Annotated in this window: 17 protein-coding genes, 1 tRNA gene and 2 pseudogenes; 10 read left to right on the top strand and 10 right to left on the bottom strand. The window is 59.3% G+C overall.

Annotated features, from left to right (window positions below; genetic code table 11):
• Window positions 1–83, top strand: a pseudogene (locus B0W55_RS30960) (YegP family protein); the annotation flags it as partial.
• Window positions 84–143: 60 nt separating this feature from the next.
• Here B0W55_RS30960 and B0W55_RS10240 read toward each other — a convergent pair.
• A complete protein-coding gene (locus tag B0W55_RS10240; RefSeq protein ID WP_077045883.1) occupies window positions 144–1,163 on the bottom strand; it encodes a DUF4917 family protein in 1,020 nt (339 codons plus the stop codon).
• Window positions 1,164–1,316: 153 nt separating this feature from the next.
• Between B0W55_RS10240 and B0W55_RS10235 the strand changes: the two genes are divergently transcribed.
• From B0W55_RS10235 to B0W55_RS10220, 4 genes are all read left to right on the top strand, one after another.
• On the top strand, window positions 1,317–2,225 hold the full coding sequence (locus B0W55_RS10235) for a LysR family transcriptional regulator (protein WP_077045882.1): 909 nt from the start codon (window positions 1,317–1,319) through the stop codon (window positions 2,223–2,225).
• Window positions 2,226–2,478: 253 nt separating this feature from the next.
• Entirely contained in the window at window positions 2,479–3,672 is a 1,194-nt protein-coding gene (locus tag B0W55_RS10230; RefSeq protein WP_077045881.1) for a CaiB/BaiF CoA-transferase family protein, read from the top strand.
• A complete protein-coding gene (locus tag B0W55_RS10225) occupies window positions 3,669–4,595 on the top strand; it encodes a hydroxymethylglutaryl-CoA lyase (RefSeq protein ID WP_077045880.1) in 927 nt (308 codons plus the stop codon). The genes B0W55_RS10230 and B0W55_RS10225 overlap by 4 nt, the downstream gene beginning before the upstream one ends.
• 165 nt (window positions 4,596–4,760) lie before the next feature.
• Window positions 4,761–6,092, top strand: a complete 1,332-nt coding sequence (locus B0W55_RS10220; protein WP_077045879.1) for an MFS transporter — start codon at window positions 4,761–4,763, stop codon at window positions 6,090–6,092.
• 305 nt (window positions 6,093–6,397) lie between these two features.
• Here B0W55_RS10220 and B0W55_RS10215 read toward each other — a convergent pair whose 3' ends face one another.
• Window positions 6,398–6,682: a type II toxin-antitoxin system RelE/ParE family toxin gene (locus tag B0W55_RS10215; protein WP_077045878.1), complete on the bottom strand. Its 285-nt coding sequence runs from the start codon at window positions 6,680–6,682 to the stop codon at window positions 6,398–6,400.
• On the bottom strand, window positions 6,672–6,911 hold the full coding sequence (locus tag B0W55_RS10210; RefSeq protein ID WP_077045885.1) for a CopG family ribbon-helix-helix protein: 240 nt from the start codon (window positions 6,909–6,911) through the stop codon (window positions 6,672–6,674). The genes B0W55_RS10215 and B0W55_RS10210 overlap by 11 nt, the downstream gene beginning before the upstream one ends.
• Window positions 6,912–7,063: 152 nt before the next feature.
• On the opposite strand from B0W55_RS10210, the gene B0W55_RS10205 reads away from it, so the two are divergent.
• The 4 genes from B0W55_RS10205 (at window position 7,064) to B0W55_RS10190 (ending at window position 9,984) form a co-directional block, all read left to right on the top strand.
• Window positions 7,064–7,702: a LysE family translocator gene (locus B0W55_RS10205; RefSeq protein ID WP_077045877.1), complete on the top strand. Its 639-nt coding sequence runs from the start codon at window positions 7,064–7,066 to the stop codon at window positions 7,700–7,702.
• 86 nt (window positions 7,703–7,788) lie between these two features.
• The gene (locus tag B0W55_RS10200) at window positions 7,789–9,135 is read left to right on the top strand and encodes a bifunctional diguanylate cyclase/phosphodiesterase (RefSeq protein WP_077045876.1); all 1,347 of its coding nucleotides are present in this window, start codon (window positions 7,789–7,791) and stop codon (window positions 9,133–9,135) included.
• A gap of 117 nt (window positions 9,136–9,252) precedes the next feature.
• Window positions 9,253–9,408: a KGG domain-containing protein gene (locus B0W55_RS10195; protein ID WP_077045875.1), complete on the top strand. Its 156-nt coding sequence runs from the start codon at window positions 9,253–9,255 to the stop codon at window positions 9,406–9,408.
• Between the two features lie 72 nt (window positions 9,409–9,480).
• Window positions 9,481–9,984 (top strand): DUF4142 domain-containing protein, encoded by a 504-nt coding sequence (locus B0W55_RS10190; RefSeq protein WP_077045874.1) that lies wholly within the window; start codon window positions 9,481–9,483, stop codon window positions 9,982–9,984.
• 58 nt (window positions 9,985–10,042) lie between these two features.
• Here the strand turns inward: B0W55_RS10190 and B0W55_RS10185 are convergent, their stop codons facing one another.
• On the bottom strand, window positions 10,043–10,453 hold the full coding sequence (locus tag B0W55_RS10185) for a low affinity iron permease family protein (protein WP_077045873.1): 411 nt from the start codon (window positions 10,451–10,453) through the stop codon (window positions 10,043–10,045).
• Window positions 10,454–10,595: 142 nt separating this feature from the next.
• Between B0W55_RS10185 and tam the strand changes: the two genes are divergently transcribed.
• Entirely contained in the window at window positions 10,596–11,366 is a 771-nt protein-coding gene (gene tam, locus B0W55_RS10180) for a trans-aconitate 2-methyltransferase (RefSeq protein WP_077045872.1), read from the top strand.
• A 252-nt stretch (window positions 11,367–11,618) separates the two neighbouring features.
• On the opposite strand, the pseudogene B0W55_RS29560 reads toward tam, so the two are convergent.
• The 6 genes and pseudogenes from B0W55_RS29560 to B0W55_RS10160 all read right to left on the bottom strand — a co-directional run bounded on the left by B0W55_RS29560 (window position 11,619) and on the right by B0W55_RS10160 (window position 14,640).
• Window positions 11,619–11,923 (bottom strand): annotated as a pseudogene (locus tag B0W55_RS29560) (hypothetical protein).
• A 246-nt stretch (window positions 11,924–12,169) separates the two neighbouring features.
• Window positions 12,170–12,577, bottom strand: coding sequence for a type II toxin-antitoxin system HicB family antitoxin (locus B0W55_RS10175; RefSeq protein ID WP_077045871.1), 408 nt, complete (start codon window positions 12,575–12,577; stop codon window positions 12,170–12,172).
• A gap of 37 nt (window positions 12,578–12,614) precedes the next feature.
• Window positions 12,615–12,794, bottom strand: a complete 180-nt coding sequence (locus B0W55_RS10170) for a type II toxin-antitoxin system HicA family toxin (RefSeq protein ID WP_077045870.1) — start codon at window positions 12,792–12,794, stop codon at window positions 12,615–12,617.
• A gap of 374 nt (window positions 12,795–13,168) precedes the next feature.
• Entirely contained in the window at window positions 13,169–13,849 is a 681-nt protein-coding gene (locus B0W55_RS10165) for a type 1 glutamine amidotransferase domain-containing protein (protein WP_077045869.1), read from the bottom strand.
• A 377-nt stretch (window positions 13,850–14,226) separates the two neighbouring features.
• Window positions 14,227–14,385 (bottom strand): hypothetical protein, encoded by a 159-nt coding sequence (locus tag B0W55_RS30755; RefSeq protein ID WP_175645489.1) that lies wholly within the window; start codon window positions 14,383–14,385, stop codon window positions 14,227–14,229.
• Window positions 14,386–14,566: 181 nt separating this feature from the next.
• Window positions 14,567–14,640: transfer RNA gene (locus B0W55_RS10160), tRNA-Gly, on the bottom strand.
• Window positions 14,641–14,768 lie beyond the last annotated feature (128 nt).

Genomic DNA, 14,768 nt, shown 5'->3' with positions numbered 1-14,768 from the left:
CCGCCATGGAAAAAGGCATCGCCAGCGTCAAGGCCAACGGCCCGACCAAGGTGATCAAGGACAAGACGCTGCCGGTGCTTTGAAACGTCGACAGATCGCAGCCTTCGGCAACACCTGCAGGGCTGCGATCTGTTGATCCTGAGCTAAACCTCTACAGGCACCGACAGCTTCGGGCTCCCCAGGCCATGGGTCTTGGAATCAAAAAACCGCAACTCAACCCCCGTCCCGTCGAACACCTTCGCGTAATGCCGCTTCTGATGCTGGATGAACGCCTTGCTGCGCGGATAAATCGAGATCGCCGCCACCTTTGGTTTCGCCAGGCGCAGCGCGTGCACGATATGACTGTCCTGCTCACCCAACGCATGCCCGAAAATGCACAAGCCGTCGCCGTGGCCCAGCAGCTGCTCATAGCAGAACGACAGGTAATCCGAACTGCGAATGGTCTTGAGCTTGTCCGCACTCGGCCCTTCGTTGACAAACAGCGGCACGTCGTCGAGGGTCTTGATGGTGTTGTTGATGGCGAAATTGCCCAGCAACGTACCCTCGGTCGACATCAGCCGGCGCGCGGTGCCGTCCTGGTTGCGCACCAGGTGCAACCCGCCGTGCAGGTACAGCAAACGGGTCTTGTCTGTAGCGCTGGCGCTCAGATCGAAGGCCGGTTCGGCGCCCCCGAACAGGTCACTGATCGCATCCGGTCGATGCTGGATGGCCCAGTGATTGAGCAGGTCGTAATTGGTGGTGAACACCGTCCGATATGAGCACAGCTCCTCACTGATGGTCGCCAGGCTCGACGCTTGCACCAGCCGCCATGGGATGTGCACCGCGTGCACGGTGTTGATGAGCGCTTCCTTGATCGCGTAGTACCGATTGCGCGGCGCGGCCGAACTGACCGCCAGGGCTTTGTTGACCCGACTGGTGGTCTTCAGCGCGCTCAACACCTGCTCGAAACTGCGGGTCTGCATGGCCTCGAACACGCTCAGCTCGGAAGGGCTCAGCGGCTTTTCTTCAACCGTGCGCGCGTTCTCGAACAGCGAGTCATAACCAAAGTCATCCCACACCGCCCGACTGGCGCCATTACCCACCAGCAAGCCGCCGAACGCAGCGCTGGCGCGCAAGGCGTTCCAGTCTTCAAGGTGGGCATCGACATCCTGGAAATCGGTCATTGCGGTCAAAGTCTCAAAGCGAAAGGTGTGGTGGGGCGGCGACTTTATCACGGCGAGCCAGGAGATTTTCCGTCGCAGGTTTCAACCCGCCACGACTCGGGAGAACAACGCTATGCTGCGCCCTTGCCTGAGCCGACATCGCCGAGCCCTCCCATGCTGCAAAAAAGCCTGATCCGCCGCCTCGACCTGATCACCCTGCAACTGTTCGTCGCCGTCCACGAAGAAGGCACCTTGACCCGTGCCGCTGCGCGGGAGGCGATTGCGGTGTCGGCGGCGAGCAAGCGGTTGATGGAGTTGGAGGAGGCGTTGGGCATCAGTCTGTTTGTGCGTCAGGCCAAGGGCATGACGTTGACGCCGGCGGGGGAGACGTTGCTGCACCATGCGCGGCAGATGTTGTTCAACGTCGAGAAGATGGGGCTGGAGCTGGGCGAGCACAGTCACGGTGTGCGCGGCTATGTGCGGATGCTGGCCAATCTGTCGGCGATCATTCAGTTTTTGCCGGAGGATTTGCGGGATTTTTCCGAGCGACATCCGCAGGTCAAGACCGATCTTGAAGAACGGCCCAGTGCCGGGGTGATTCAAGGGGTGCTCGATGGCGTGGCGGATCTGGGGATCTGCTCCAGCGACAGTGACATCAAGGGCCTGCACAGCGTGCTGTACCGTCAGGACAAGCTGATGGTGCTGATGCTGCCAGATCATCCGCTGGCCGGCCGTTCGAGCGTGGCGTTCGCCGATACGCTGGACAGCGATTATGTCGGGTTGCACGCGGCCAGCTCGATCAACATGCGCACCCACGCGGCGGCGCGCGAGGCGGGCAGGGTGTTGCGGGTGCGCATACATGTGCCGGGGTTCGATGCGATGTGTCGGATGATCCAGGCCAACATGGGGATTGGCGTGTTGCCGCAGCGGGCCTATGAGTTGTTTGGCCGGGCGTTGGGCTTGCACGCGGTGCCGTTGACCGATGACTGGTCGGATCGGGCGTTGATTCTGGTGGTGCGCGATGAGGCGTTGTTGTCGCCGGTGAGTCGGATGTTGTTTGAGGATTTGCGGGGGCAGGCCTGAAAATTCTCGATTGGATTCACCGGCCTCTTCGCGGGCAAGCCCGCTCCCACAGGGTTTTGCGGTGATACAGAGGTTGCGAACGACATAGATCACTGTAGGAGCGGGCTTGCCCGCGATGGCGGCCTGAAGGCCGTGATGATTTCGGAAGCGTTCGCATTTCGCGAACGCCCGTTGCCAACTGAAGGTTGGATTCCTCGTGCTCCCGTCCTCTAGCCTTGGCCCATATTCCAAGAACAACTAGAGGTACCCCGCGATGACTGCCCCCCTCAGTGCGATCAAGGTGATCGAGATCGGCACGCTGATCGCCGCGCCGTTCGCTGCGCGCATGCTGGCCGAATTCGGCGCCGAGGTGATCAAGATCGAAACCATGGGCCAGGGCGATCCCCTGCGCAAATGGCGCAAACTGCACGAAGGCACCTCGTTGTGGTGGTACCTGCAATCGCGCAACAAGAAATCCCTGGCGCTGAACCTCAAATCCCCCGAAGGCATCGAACTGGTCAAGCAACTGGCGACCAGCGCCGACGTGCTGATCGAAAACCTGCGCCCCGGTGCCTTGGAAAAACTCGGCCTGGGCTGGGACGTGCTGCACGCACTCAACCCCAACCTGACCCTGGTGCGCATCTCCGGCTACGGCCAGACCGGCCCCTATCGTGATCGTCCTGGGTTCGGCGCCATTGGCGAGGCCATGGGCGGCATCCGCTACACCACCGGTACCCCGGGCTCGCCGCCGGCGCGGGTCGGCGTGAGCCTCGGCGATTCGCTGGCGTCGTTGCACGCGGTGATCGGTGCGCTGATGTCGCTGCTGCGGGTCAAGACCGGGCAGGGCGTCGGCCAGATCGTCGACGTGTCCCTGGCCGAAAGCGTGTTCAACGTCATGGAAAGCCTGGTGCCGGAATACGACATGCTCGGCCATGTGCGTGAGCGTACTGGCGGTGCCTTGCCGGGCATCGCGCCATCCAACACCTACCTCACGGCCGATGGCGCCTACGTGGTGATCGCCGGCAACAGCGACCCGATCTATCGCCGCCTGATGATCACCATCGGCCGCACGGATCTGGCCGAAGCGCCGGAATTTGCCCACAACGATGGCCGTGCGGCCCAGAGCAACCTGCTCGACGCGGCGATTACCCACTGGACCAGCAGCCTGCCGATCGACGACGTACTGGCGGCACTGCAAGCCGCTGAGGTACCAGCCGGGCGCATCTATTCAGTGGCCGACATCGTGGCCGACCCGCACTATCAGGCGCGCAACATGCTGCTCAACGCCGAGTTGCCCGGCGGCGTCACGGTGAAAATGCCAGGCATCGTGCCGAAACTCTCGGACACCCCCGGCGGCGTGAACTGGTCGGGGCCCGGCCTTGGCCAGCACACCGACGGCATCCTCGCGCAATTGGGCCTGACCGTGGCCGACATCGAACGCCTGAAAGTCGAAGGAGTGGTGCAATGATCACTGATTATTCCGACAGCCTGATCGTGCAGGAAGTCTCCCCGCGCGACGGCTTGCAGATCGAGCCGACCTGGGTCGAGACCGTCGACAAGATCGCCCTGATCGATCAACTGTCCCTGGCCGGGTTCAGCCGCATCGAGGGTGGTTCGTTCGTGTCGCCCAAGGCCATTCCGGCACTGCGCGATGGCGAGTTGGTGTTCAAGGGCATCACCCGCCAACCGGGGGTGATCTACGTTGCCTTGATTCCCAATCTCAAAGGCGCGCAGCGGGCACTGGCCTGCAGCGCCGATGAGCTGAACCTGGTGATGTCCGCCAGCCAGACGCACAACCTGGCCAACATGCGCATGCGCTGTGAAGACTCGCTGGCGGCGTTCGGCGAGATCGTGCATTTCGTGCAAGGTTCGAAGGTGCGACTCAACGCCAGCATCGCCACCACCTTTGGCTGCCCGTTCGAAGGCAAGATCGATGAAGACCGCGTGCTGCAGATCGTCGAGGCCTATCAGGAGCTGGGCATCCAGGGCATCACCCTGGCCGACACCACCGGCATGGCCAACCCGCGTCAGGTCGATCGCTTGGTACGGCGAGTGTTGCAGCGGGTGTCGCCAGCGGACCTGACCTTGCACTTCCACAACACCCGCGGCCTTGGCCTGTGCAATGTGTTGGCGGCCTACGAGGCCGGTGCCCGGCGTTTTGATGCGGCACTGGGCGGGCTTGGCGGTTGCCCGTTTGCGCCGGGGGCGTCGGGCAATATTTGCACCGAAGACCTGGTCAACTTGTGCGATGAAGTCGGCATTCATACCGGGATCGATCTGCCGCTTTTGTTGAAGCTGTCCCGGGGATTACCCGCATTGCTGGGCCACGACGTGCCCGGTCAATTGGCCAAGGCCGGCCGCAATTGCGATTTGCACCCGGTGCCCTCCTGACCCTTGTGGGAGCGGGCTTGCTCGCGAATACGGTCTGGCATTCAGCAGTGATGTCGACCCAGACGCCGCCTTCGCGAGCAAGCCCGCTCCCACAATAAAAGCACTCTCAACCAGACAACAAAAACAAACGGACACCCCACGGGAAGTCCGCCTGGAGAAAACGCAATGAGCCTCAATACCTTGGAGGCCGGGGTGAGCCCGGCCGTCAATCACGATGAAGAAAAAGCCCTGGTCAGCAAAGTCGCCTGGCGCTTGATGCCGCTGATTATGGTCTGCTACCTGTTCGCCTTCTTCGACCGCATCAACATCAGCTTCGCCAAGTTCCAGCTGCAGACCGACCTGAGCCTGAGCGACACCGCCTACGGCCTCGGCGCCGGGCTGTTCGTGGTCGGTTACGTGATTTTCGAAGTGCCCAGCAACATGATGCTGTACAAGGTCGGCGCCCGCCGCTGGATCGCCCGGATCATGATGTCCTGGGGCCTGGCCACCGCGCTGATGGTGTTCGTCAACAGCGAATGGCAGTTCTACGTCCTGCGGTTCGTGATCGGTGCCATGGAGGCCGGTTTTGCCCCGGGCGTGCTGTATTACCTGACGCTGTGGTTCCCGCAGCACTACCGTGGGCGGATCACGTCGATGCTGTTCCTGGCATCGGCCTTTGCGGGGTTGGTGGGGGCGCCGTTCTCTGGTCTGGTGCTGCAACACCTCGACGGTTTCATGGACATGCGCGGCTGGCACTGGCTGTTCCTGCTCGGCGGTGTGCCATGCATCGGTCTCGGCTTGCTGGTGCTGACGCTGCTCAAGGACCGCATCGAAGACGCCCATTGGCTGACGCCGTCGGAAAAGGCGCTGCTGGCCAGTCGCATCGCGCACCATGAACCGCACAAGAGCGGTGGTTCGCTGCTCGCTGCCTTGAGGATTCCAGGGTTCCTGACCCTGGGCCTGATCTACTTCCTGATCCAGGTGGCGTCCTACGGCTTGAACTTCTGGGCACCGCAGCTGATTCGCAGCGCCGGTACCGAAAGCCCGGTGATGATCGGTCTGCTGACGGCCATCCCTTACATCTGCGGGGCGATCAGCATGGTGGTGATCGGTCGCCTGTCCGATGCAACGGGTGAGCGGCGCAAGTTCGTGGCCGGGTTGGTGGTGGCCGGTGCGATCGGTTTCTTCTGTGCAGGGATCTTCGCCAACCACACGACGTTCCTGATTGTGGCGCTGGGCTTGCTCGGTGCCGGGATCATCGCCTGCATCCCGAGCTTCTGGACCCTGCCGCCGAAACTGCTGGCCGGTGCCGGCGCGGGGGCTGCGGGCGGCATCGCGGTGATCAATACCCTGGGCCAGTTCGGCGGCATCGTCAGCCCGGTCATGGTCGGCCGCATCAAGGACCTGACCGGCAGCACCACCCCGGCGCTTTACGTCATCGGCGTCTGTGCACTGATCGCCGCGGCGCTGCTGATGTGGGGCCTGCCGCAGAAGCTGCGCACGCTGGACAAGTTTTAACGGATCGCAAGTCGCGCCAGTTTCTGCAGGGACCACGCATCCCGGCAGGGGCTGGCGCAGCCTGCGACCAGGGTGCTGAAACTGGCGGCGCCGGATCAATCGCTTTCGCGAGCAAGCCCGCTCCCACAATGGATTGGTGTACGCCAATCCATTGTGGGAGCGGGCTTGCTCGCGAAGAGGCACTGACAATCACCCCCCCATCTGTCACCCATTCCCTCCACCCGCAGTCGACGATGCTTTAGCTGGCATTGATGCGAACTCATCAACATCTAGCCAGGTTGTTCACACAGTCTTCTGACCGGCGTTCACCCATTGGATGATGGAAGGCGACGGGTATGAAATATTCGGAGTATTTGAAGCCGGTCCTGGCGAACACGATAAGGAATCAAGTAGGGATGATCAGGCATGATCCATTCGCGGGTACCGGGCAAGCGTCCTTCACGGCCCGTTGCAGGAAATCGGGCGAGATGTTCGACGCTGGCGAGAACTGCTCGGACAAAATCTGCTGCAGCTTTTGGATTATCGGTTGCAATGTACGCAGCTTCGTCATCCAGATTTCTTGATGCTGTACGCAGCCACTCAACCCGCATTGGCAATCCATTTGTCTGCGATGGCGTTCACTTCCTCCTGCGTCGCGAAGTCTCCCGCATCGGCCTCTTTCAATGCCTTCTGAATTTCTTCGATTTGCCACGCTTCACGGGCCAGGTATTCACGTAGGGCATCAACGGCCAAAAATGATTTGCTGCGGCCTGTCGCTTTTGAAAGATTAGCGAGCGTGTTGGCGATATCGTCGGGTACGCGCAGAGACATGACTGACATGGCGGTCTCGATGTAGTTGTTTGTAATACAACATACTACACCGTGCTCGGCGGGGAAGAGCTGTCCTTTCATCTGTCGAGATCTTCCAGTTCAAATTTATTGACCTGATATAGACTGGCCACCATTCCCCACACAGTTCAAAAGGACGTCCCATGACCCCATCGCTGCTGATGGCCGTTCTCGCCTCGGGCTTTATCTATGGCATTACTCCAGGACCCGGTGTGCTGGCGGTGTTCGGCATTGGTGCGGCCCATGGGCGGCGGGCGGGGGCGGGTTTTTTGTGCGGGCATTTGCTGGGGGATGTGGTGTGGTGCAGCACCGCGCTGGTGGCGATTGTCGGGGCGCGGGAGATCGGCAGCACGGCGTTCGATGTGCTGGGCGTGCTCAGTGGGCTGTATCTGTTCTGGCTCGGCTGGCGGGCGGTGCGGGCGCGGCGCAACAGTGACGCCGCCCCCCAGGGGCCGGCGCGGCAGCCGTTCTGGCACGGCATCCTGTTTGGCCTGACCAACCCCAAGGCTTACCCGGTGGCGGTGGCGACCTTTACCGCGCTGCTGTCGAGTCGCGCCGAGTTGCTGACCTGGTCGATGCTGCCCTGGCTGATCCTGCTGAGCTTCGTCGGTGGCCTTTTCGCCTACGCTATTCTCATTGGCATTGTCGGGGCGCGGCGGGTGCGTACCTTGTATCAACGCCATGAATTGGCGATCACTCGCCTGTGCGGGGTGATGTTCATCGGCTTCGCCATCAATGCCCTGGCGCATGCATTGCCGGGGCTGGTGACGAACAAGGCTTGAAGCTGATTGCAGGGTTGCATCAGTGCTGTAGATAAGGTCAGGGATGTTTTCTTTTCGCGGCATCGTTCGGACACGCTTTGGGCACCATGACCACCAGAAATTCCGCTCCGTTGGCGAGCTACATCGACCTCTTGCTGGACGCCGTTTGCGCAGTCGACAAACAGGGTCGCTTCGTATTTGTCAGTGCCGCCTGCGAGCGCATTTTCGGCTACACCCCCGACGAGTTGATCGGCCGGCAGATGATCGATCTGGTGCACCCGGCCGATCGCCAGCGCACCCTCGATGCCGCGCGGGAAATCATGGATGGCGAACCCAAGCTGAATTTCGAGAACCGCTACCTGTGCAAGGATGGCCGGGTGGTGAACATCCTGTGGTCGGCGCGTTGGTCCGAAGTTGATCAACTGCGCATCGCCGTGGCCCGGGACATTACCGAGCGCAAGCAGGCCGAGTCGCGGCAGGCGGCACTCTATGCAATTTCAGAGGCGGCCCATGCGGCGGAGGACTTGCTGGCGCTGTTCAAACGCATCCACATGATCATCGGTGAGTGGCTGCCGGCGCTGAATTTTTCCGTGGCGCTGTATGACGAACACTGCGCGCAGCTCAATTTCCCCTATCACGTCGACGACCACGAGCCGCAGCCAGAACAGCCCGGCACCATCACCGGGCGCCTGTGTGCCGAAGTCATCAACACCGGCCTGCCGATTCTGCTGAACCCGGACCAGGAGGCGCCGCGCATTGGTTACGAAACACTGTTCACCGGGCAGAACGCACCCTGCTGGCTGGGGGTACCGCTGAACTCGCAAAACGGCACCATTGGCGCGTTGATCGTCAAAAGCATCCCGGGCGGCGAGCGTTACACCGAGCAGGATAAAGAACTGTTGCAGTATGTCTGTGCCCAGGTCGCCACGGCGATCGAACGCAAGCAATTGCACGCGCGGCTGCAACGCATGGCCCAGTACGACCAGTTGACCCAACTGCCCAATCGCGAGCTGTTGCGGGATCGGCTCAAGGCTGCGTTGCAATCGGCGCAGGCCGCCAGTGGGCGTATGGCGCTGCTGTACGTCGACCTGGATCGCTTCAAGGAGGTCAACGACACCCACGGCCATGGGGTCGGGGACATGCTGTTGCAAACCGTGGCCAACCGACTCAAGGGCTGCGTGCGGGAAACCGACACCGTGGCGCGCATCGGCGGGGACGAGTTCGTGGTGTTGCTGCACAGCATCCACGCCTCGGGCGACGCCGAATGCGTGGCAGGGAAAATCCGTCAGGTGCTGGCCCAACCCTTGCGGTTGGACGGGCATAACCTGCACATCCAGCCAAGCATCGGCGTGGCGCAATACCCGGAAAATGGCACCGAGGAAAAGCAACTGTTCAGGCATGCCGACGAGGCCATGTATACCGCCAAGCGCGCGCATCACGTGCGTCTTCTCTGAATATTTGACTGCCGTTCGTCGCAGCGCCTGACGATTTTTCTAAACCTTTTGGCATGGGCAAATTCAGAATCTATGCGGGCTCAAGCACCCGCGCTCATTCCCAAGAGGTAAACAATCATGCCTAACTCAAGAAACTCCAACTCGGGAAACTTCGCCAACGATCGAACCAAGGCCTCTGAAGCCGGTCGCAAAGGTGGGAAAACCACCACCACGACTGTCGACAAAGAGCCTAAAACCGATATGGGCCGCAAGCCTGCTCAGAAGTCGAAGTAATGGTTTCAGGTGGTTTTGATTGAGAAACGGGGGCGAAAGCTCCCGTTTGACTATGAAGAGGAGGGCGCGACCATGAAGCCCATGGCCACCCGTTTTCGCAACAGCGTTTTTGTCATGTTACTGGGACTGTGTGCCAACACCGCGTTCGCCCAGACGCCCACAGAATTCATCAACGATGCTTCAGCCCAGGGCATCGCCGAGATCGAAGCCAGTCGCCTGGCGCATCAGAAGTCCGAATCCAAAGAGGTCAAGGATTACACCATTGTGGTGATCAACGACCGCACCACCGCCAACCAGCACCTGGCGAAAATCGCCAAACAACTGGACTTGCCGGTGGCCCCGCGGGAAGAGGTGGTGGACAAGGCCAAGGCCTTGATGCCCCAGGTTATGGAAGGCACCAACTTCGACGAGGCCTACGCCGCCAGTCAGGTGAAAACCACCCAGGAGGCCATCGAGCAACTTCAGCAAACGGCGCAGACCACCGACGTGCCGCAGATCAAGGCGTTCGCTGAAGAAACCCTGCCCAAGCTGCACAATCACCTGCAGATGGCCAAGGCGTTGCAGGCCAGTCGCTAAGTTACGTATGTGAACAGGAACGGCGCGAGACTTCTGTCACGCGCCGTTTTTTTTCATCTCAGCACTGGTCCAGACGTGGCTTGTTATTGCCCTGCGGCTGCAAGCCTTCGAGGTTGAACACTTCGTTTTCGCCCATGGCCCGGTAGTGTTTGCGCAGCGCTTCCAACTGCTTGAGATCCAGCGCCTCCAGCCCGAGCATGGCGTTTTGCGCTTCCTTGCTCACGCGTAGAAGTTCATCGATTTTCAAGTGCAGGATGTCAGTGTCGCGGTTTTGCGTGTTCTGGATCAGGAATACCATCAGGAAGGTGATGATGGTGGTCGAGGTATTGATGATCAGTTGCCAAGTGTCATTGAACCCGAAGATCGGCCCGCTCAACCCCCACAGGAAGATCAGAATGATCGCCCCCATGAACGTCGTGGGACTGCCGGCCCACAGGGCGAGTTTCTGCGCGACTTTTGCGAACTTCATGGCCGTGTTCCTTATAAGAGAGTGCTTGAGTTTCAGACACTGACGGCGCGCTGAAAATTTCACTTACATTTACCCGTTCGTTGAGAAAAGCCCGCATTGGCCATGGGTTAACATGTTCAGGCATCCACGACAGGAGAACGCAATGAGTTGGTCTGCCAAGCAATACGTCGCTTTTGAAGATGAACGCACCCGCCCGGCCCGTGATCTGCTGGCGGCGATTCCCATGACCGAGGTGCGTTCAGCCGTCGACATTGGCTGCGGTCCCGGTAACTCGACCGAGTTGCTGGTGGAGCGTTTTACCGGGGCGACGGTGCGGGGGCTGGACAGTTCGGCCGATATGATCGAGGCCGCGCGCAAGCGCTTGCCGCAGGTGCAGTTCGATATCGCCGACATCGACACCTGGCGTGACAGTGGGCCTTTTGATGTGATTTTTGCCAATGCGGTGTTGCAGTGGGTGCCGGATCACGCCTCATTGCTGCCTGCTCTGGTAGACAAGCTCGCGCCCGGGGGCAGCCTGGCCGTTCAGATGCCGGACAACCTCGGTGAGCCGTCGCACCGCTTGATGCGCGAAGTCGCGGCGGCGGGGCCTTGGGCCCAGAAGCTTGCTGGCGCTGCCGGACAGCGGACCGAGATGGCCGATGCCAGCGGTTACTACTCAATCCTCAAAGCCTGCTGCACCCGCGTGGATGTGTGGCGTACCACCTACCATCATCCGCTGGCGGGCGGTGCGTCGGGCGTAGTCGAGTGGTTCAAGGGCAGCGGTCTGCGGCCGTTCCTCGATCCGCTGGATGAGGCGGAGCGGGCGCACTATCTGAAGCAGTATCTGGCGGCCATCGAGCAGGCTTATCCAGCGCTGGCCGACGGCTCGGTGTTGCTGCCGTTTCCGCGGTTGTTTCTGGTGGCGACGCGCTGAGATGAAAAAGGGACAGCGCTCAACTGTCCCTTTTCTTTGCGCGCCGGGCGCTCAAGTATTCAAAGGCAAATGAAGCAAAGCCGAACAACCCGATCATTGAAATGATCATGATTCCCAACTCTGAACTGTCCATGGCGATCTCGCGGTGAAGGGGGAGACGCGAGGATAAGGCATCCGTTTGCGGGCTCAACGCCTGGCTATGGCTTCTTTACGGGTGGGTGAAGATCGTTACGCAAACTATACGAGGGGCGTTCAACGCTGTACCGCGACCAGCATCATCATCGGTCGCTCCCGCTCTTCGGCCAGCGCTGGCAGCGCCGTTAGTTCTGCGCCTGTGGGGCCCCATTCGTTGACATGCTGGATGCTGAAACCGGCGGCAATCAAGGTATTGAGCAAGGTGCCAATGGTGCGAGGTCCACGACTTTCAGGCCTTGCATCCGTGGCAGCATTGCCTGAAGGGCAGGCCATTCCGGGCCGGCGGCGAGGCCGTTGATGGAGCGGGCCATTTGGCTGTAGCCCTGGAAGAAGTCAGGGTTGTGGTAGATGTTTTGTGTCATGACTTAGGCTTTGTAGAGATCGTTCGACATGTGTTTTGACGCCGCAACCTGTGTGGGAGCGAGCCTGCTCGCGAAGACGGAGTGTCAATCGACACTGATGTTGGCTGACACACCGTCTTCGCGAGCAAGCCCGCTCCCACAGGGTGTCGGTTGCGTCAGGAAAATTTTGTATCCATTCCAGTGCTTCATTAAGTTTCTGCGTAAAAACGCCGTGTGGGTCTGTTGGTGTCTAGCTGCAAACACTTTTCAGCTCTGCTGCAACACCTTGAGCGCAGCTGATGCCAGAAAGCCTGAACGACTTTTCTCTTCGGGATGATGCAGCACGTATTCATCAATCCTATTGAGCAAGTAACCCGGCAGTGTGATGTTCAGCTTCTGCGCCTTGCCAAGATATTTGGTCACGTCGATGTCCACCAAGGCCCACGCACATCCCGCATATTTCGGGTTGGCCGCGTGCAAGGTCACCTTATTGGCGGGGGGGATCGGAGAACCGTCTTCGGCCAGAATCTCGAAATGCCCTTCGATAGCTTCCCGAGCCATGGCCATCGCGTCATCCAGATCTTCCCCGGCAGAAAAACATCCCGGAATGTCAGGGACTTCCACTCCCCAGGCGTCCTCGTCGCCGCCCATTGAAATCGCAATCGGGTAAAGCATGATCGTTGTCCTCCCAGGACTCAGCGCATCGAACTCGTCAGAGCAGCGCCTGTTGCAAAATACTGATGGCCGTTTTCTTGAGCAGATCCTTTTTTGGATGGGGAACCGTCACCAGCCCGGGCTTGATCGGATGCTTGAAGTGATGGTGGCTGCCCCTGATGCGCACCAAATACCAGCCGTCTGCAATGAGTTGGCTTATCAAAAATCGGCTATTCACAACACCTCCTTGTGGTGTGCTTGTGGTTACTATAACTACTAATTTTCATTTATCAACACTATACCCACCAAACCTTCCTGGTTAGGAGTGGGAGTGTGAGTAATCGAGTCTAGGAGAGTGTTGTGGACAGGGTTGTGCGCGAACCTGAATCGATCGGCTTGAGTGTTACCGGGTTATGCCGTGAGCGGGTTGTGTAGTGGTAGTCACGAATCAGAGTTGCACTGATAGAGCGACGGAGGTGGTTTTAACAAGCCCAAAAGTTTGGGTCGATTCGCTTCCAGATATGCCTGGATATCCTTGGTGCCTAGATGAGCTTCGCGCCGGTGGCTGCATTCGGTCGCGGAGCCCCTTGATGTGAATCAAGGGGCTTTTTGTTACTTGCGCAACACCTCCAGTAGCTTTTGCGCACCTGCCGTAGACGATGCCGGGTTCTGCCCGGTGATGAGGTTGCCGTCGGCCAGCACATAGGATTGCCAGTCGGGACCCTTGGAGAAAATTCCGCCGTTTGCCTTGAGCGCGTCTTCGACCAGGTAGGGCACGACGTTGGTGAGTTGCACCGCTTCCTCTTCGGTATTGGTAAACCCCGTGACCTTCTTGCCTTTGACGAGAGGCTGGCCGTCCGGGCCTTTGACGTAGCGCAGCGCACCCGGCGCATGGCAAACCATGGCGACAGGCTTGCCGGCCGCATAGGTTCGTTCGATCAGGCCGATGGAATCCTTGTCGTTGGTCAGGTCCCACAGGGGACCGTGCCCGCCCGGATAGAAAATCGCATCGAAATTCTTTTCGGACATTTCAGACAGGCGCTCGCTGTTGGCCAGCACCCTTTGCGCCGCGGGATCGCTCTTGAAGCGATCACCGGGAGCGGTCTGAAAGTCCGGCGAATCGCTTTTCGGATCAAGCGGAGGCTGGCCGCCCTTGGGCGACGCCACCGTAATATCCACGCCTGCATCCTTGAACACGTAGTAGGGAGCGGCGAACTCCTCCAGCCAGAAGCCGGTTTTTTCCCCTGTGTTTCCCAGTTGGTCATGGGAGGTCAGTACCATGAGTATTTTCATGACTTTTCCTCTGGTTAGGCTTCGTCGACGACGAAGTCCAATGAGCTTAGCTAGGCGAGGTGTGTTTACAAGGTGCAGGGGAGCCTGGGAGGGCTGGACCAGACGAACGTGAAATCATGGTGGTTCGCGTCCTGGTCTGGTTTGAAAAAGCTAGTACCGGCTGAAATTTGATAATAAATCGGCGGTTTTTCTTAAAAACGTTAACGAGCTCAGGAGATAACCTACGGGGTACCTAAACACTTGCTGGTCGATCAGCCGACGAGGGAAGGGATTTACAACTCCATTCAGCCAGTTAAAGACACAAATAAACCGGCCATCATTCAGACTGATCTTCAAACCGTCTGACTCAGCCGGGCTTTTGAAATCCAGTAATGTAATCAGCCCTGCTGTTCACGTGCCGCCAGCAACACATCATTCTGCTTCCTGGTAGCCTCAATCAGCACTTCAATGTAAACGCGCTTTTTTTCTTTCGATTTTGCATTACGAATGAAGTCTGCGAATGGGCTCGTGCATAGCTTTTTGGATCTGGGTTTCATGGGGTGCTCCTTCATTTATCCCAAGCATGGGCATCAGTAACGGCATTATTGATCGTAAGGCCCACGCCTCACCCCTCGCCGCCAGTACATTAACTGCACCCACAAAAAAACCGGCCATCAAAGCCGGTTTTTTCTTTACCTGCATCCCCCGTCAAAAAACGACGTGAGACAAAAATGTGATTGGAGCGGGTGAAGGGAATCGAACCCTCGTTATCAGCTTGGGAAGCTGGAGTAATGCCATTATACGACACCCGCTCAGAGCGGTGACTTTGTACCAGATGTGCGCGGGGAAATGAAGTTTTTCTTTGCGCCAGATGGGTTTAGCGCGGGTGAAACAAAGCGAAGGCCATGTGACGGTCATTCGCGGGCAAGCCTCGCTCTTA

Source organism: Pseudomonas sp. KK4 (assembly GCF_001984065.1).
In the GTDB taxonomy this organism is placed as follows: Bacteria; Pseudomonadota; Gammaproteobacteria; order Pseudomonadales; family Pseudomonadaceae; genus Aquipseudomonas.
Note: the sequence above shows the minus strand (reverse complement) of the source record. Positions and strands in the feature narration are given on the sequence as shown.

Bases quoted from the DNA above. Each gene is read 5' to 3' on its own strand.
- B0W55_RS10240 (WP_077045883.1), bottom strand. From the start codon at position 1,163: ATGACCGATTTCCAGGATGTCGATGCCCACCTTGAAGACTGGAACGCC.
- B0W55_RS10235 (WP_077045882.1), top strand. From the start codon at position 1,317: ATGCTGCAAAAAAGCCTGATCCGCCGCCTCGACCTGATCACCCTGCAA.
- B0W55_RS10230 (WP_077045881.1), top strand. From the start codon at position 2,479: ATGACTGCCCCCCTCAGTGCGATCAAGGTGATCGAGATCGGCACGCTG.
- B0W55_RS10225 (WP_077045880.1), top strand. From the start codon at position 3,669: ATGATCACTGATTATTCCGACAGCCTGATCGTGCAGGAAGTCTCCCCG.
- B0W55_RS10220 (WP_077045879.1), top strand. From the start codon at position 4,761: ATGAGCCTCAATACCTTGGAGGCCGGGGTGAGCCCGGCCGTCAATCAC.
- B0W55_RS10215 (WP_077045878.1), bottom strand. From the start codon at position 6,682: ATGCGGGTTGAGTGGCTGCGTACAGCATCAAGAAATCTGGATGACGAA.
- B0W55_RS10210 (WP_077045885.1), bottom strand. From the start codon at position 6,911: ATGTCAGTCATGTCTCTGCGCGTACCCGACGATATCGCCAACACGCTC.
- B0W55_RS10205 (WP_077045877.1), top strand. From the start codon at position 7,064: ATGACCCCATCGCTGCTGATGGCCGTTCTCGCCTCGGGCTTTATCTAT.
- B0W55_RS10200 (WP_077045876.1), top strand. From the start codon at position 7,789: ATGACCACCAGAAATTCCGCTCCGTTGGCGAGCTACATCGACCTCTTG.
- B0W55_RS10195 (WP_077045875.1), top strand. From the start codon at position 9,253: ATGCCTAACTCAAGAAACTCCAACTCGGGAAACTTCGCCAACGATCGA.
- B0W55_RS10190 (WP_077045874.1), top strand. From the start codon at position 9,481: ATGAAGCCCATGGCCACCCGTTTTCGCAACAGCGTTTTTGTCATGTTA.
- B0W55_RS10185 (WP_077045873.1), bottom strand. From the start codon at position 10,453: ATGAAGTTCGCAAAAGTCGCGCAGAAACTCGCCCTGTGGGCCGGCAGT.
- tam (WP_077045872.1), top strand. From the start codon at position 10,596: ATGAGTTGGTCTGCCAAGCAATACGTCGCTTTTGAAGATGAACGCACC.
- B0W55_RS10175 (WP_077045871.1), bottom strand. From the start codon at position 12,577: ATGCTTTACCCGATTGCGATTTCAATGGGCGGCGACGAGGACGCCTGG.
- B0W55_RS10165 (WP_077045869.1), bottom strand. From the start codon at position 13,849: ATGAAAATACTCATGGTACTGACCTCCCATGACCAACTGGGAAACACA.
- B0W55_RS30755 (WP_175645489.1), bottom strand. From the start codon at position 14,385: ATGAAACCCAGATCCAAAAAGCTATGCACGAGCCCATTCGCAGACTTC.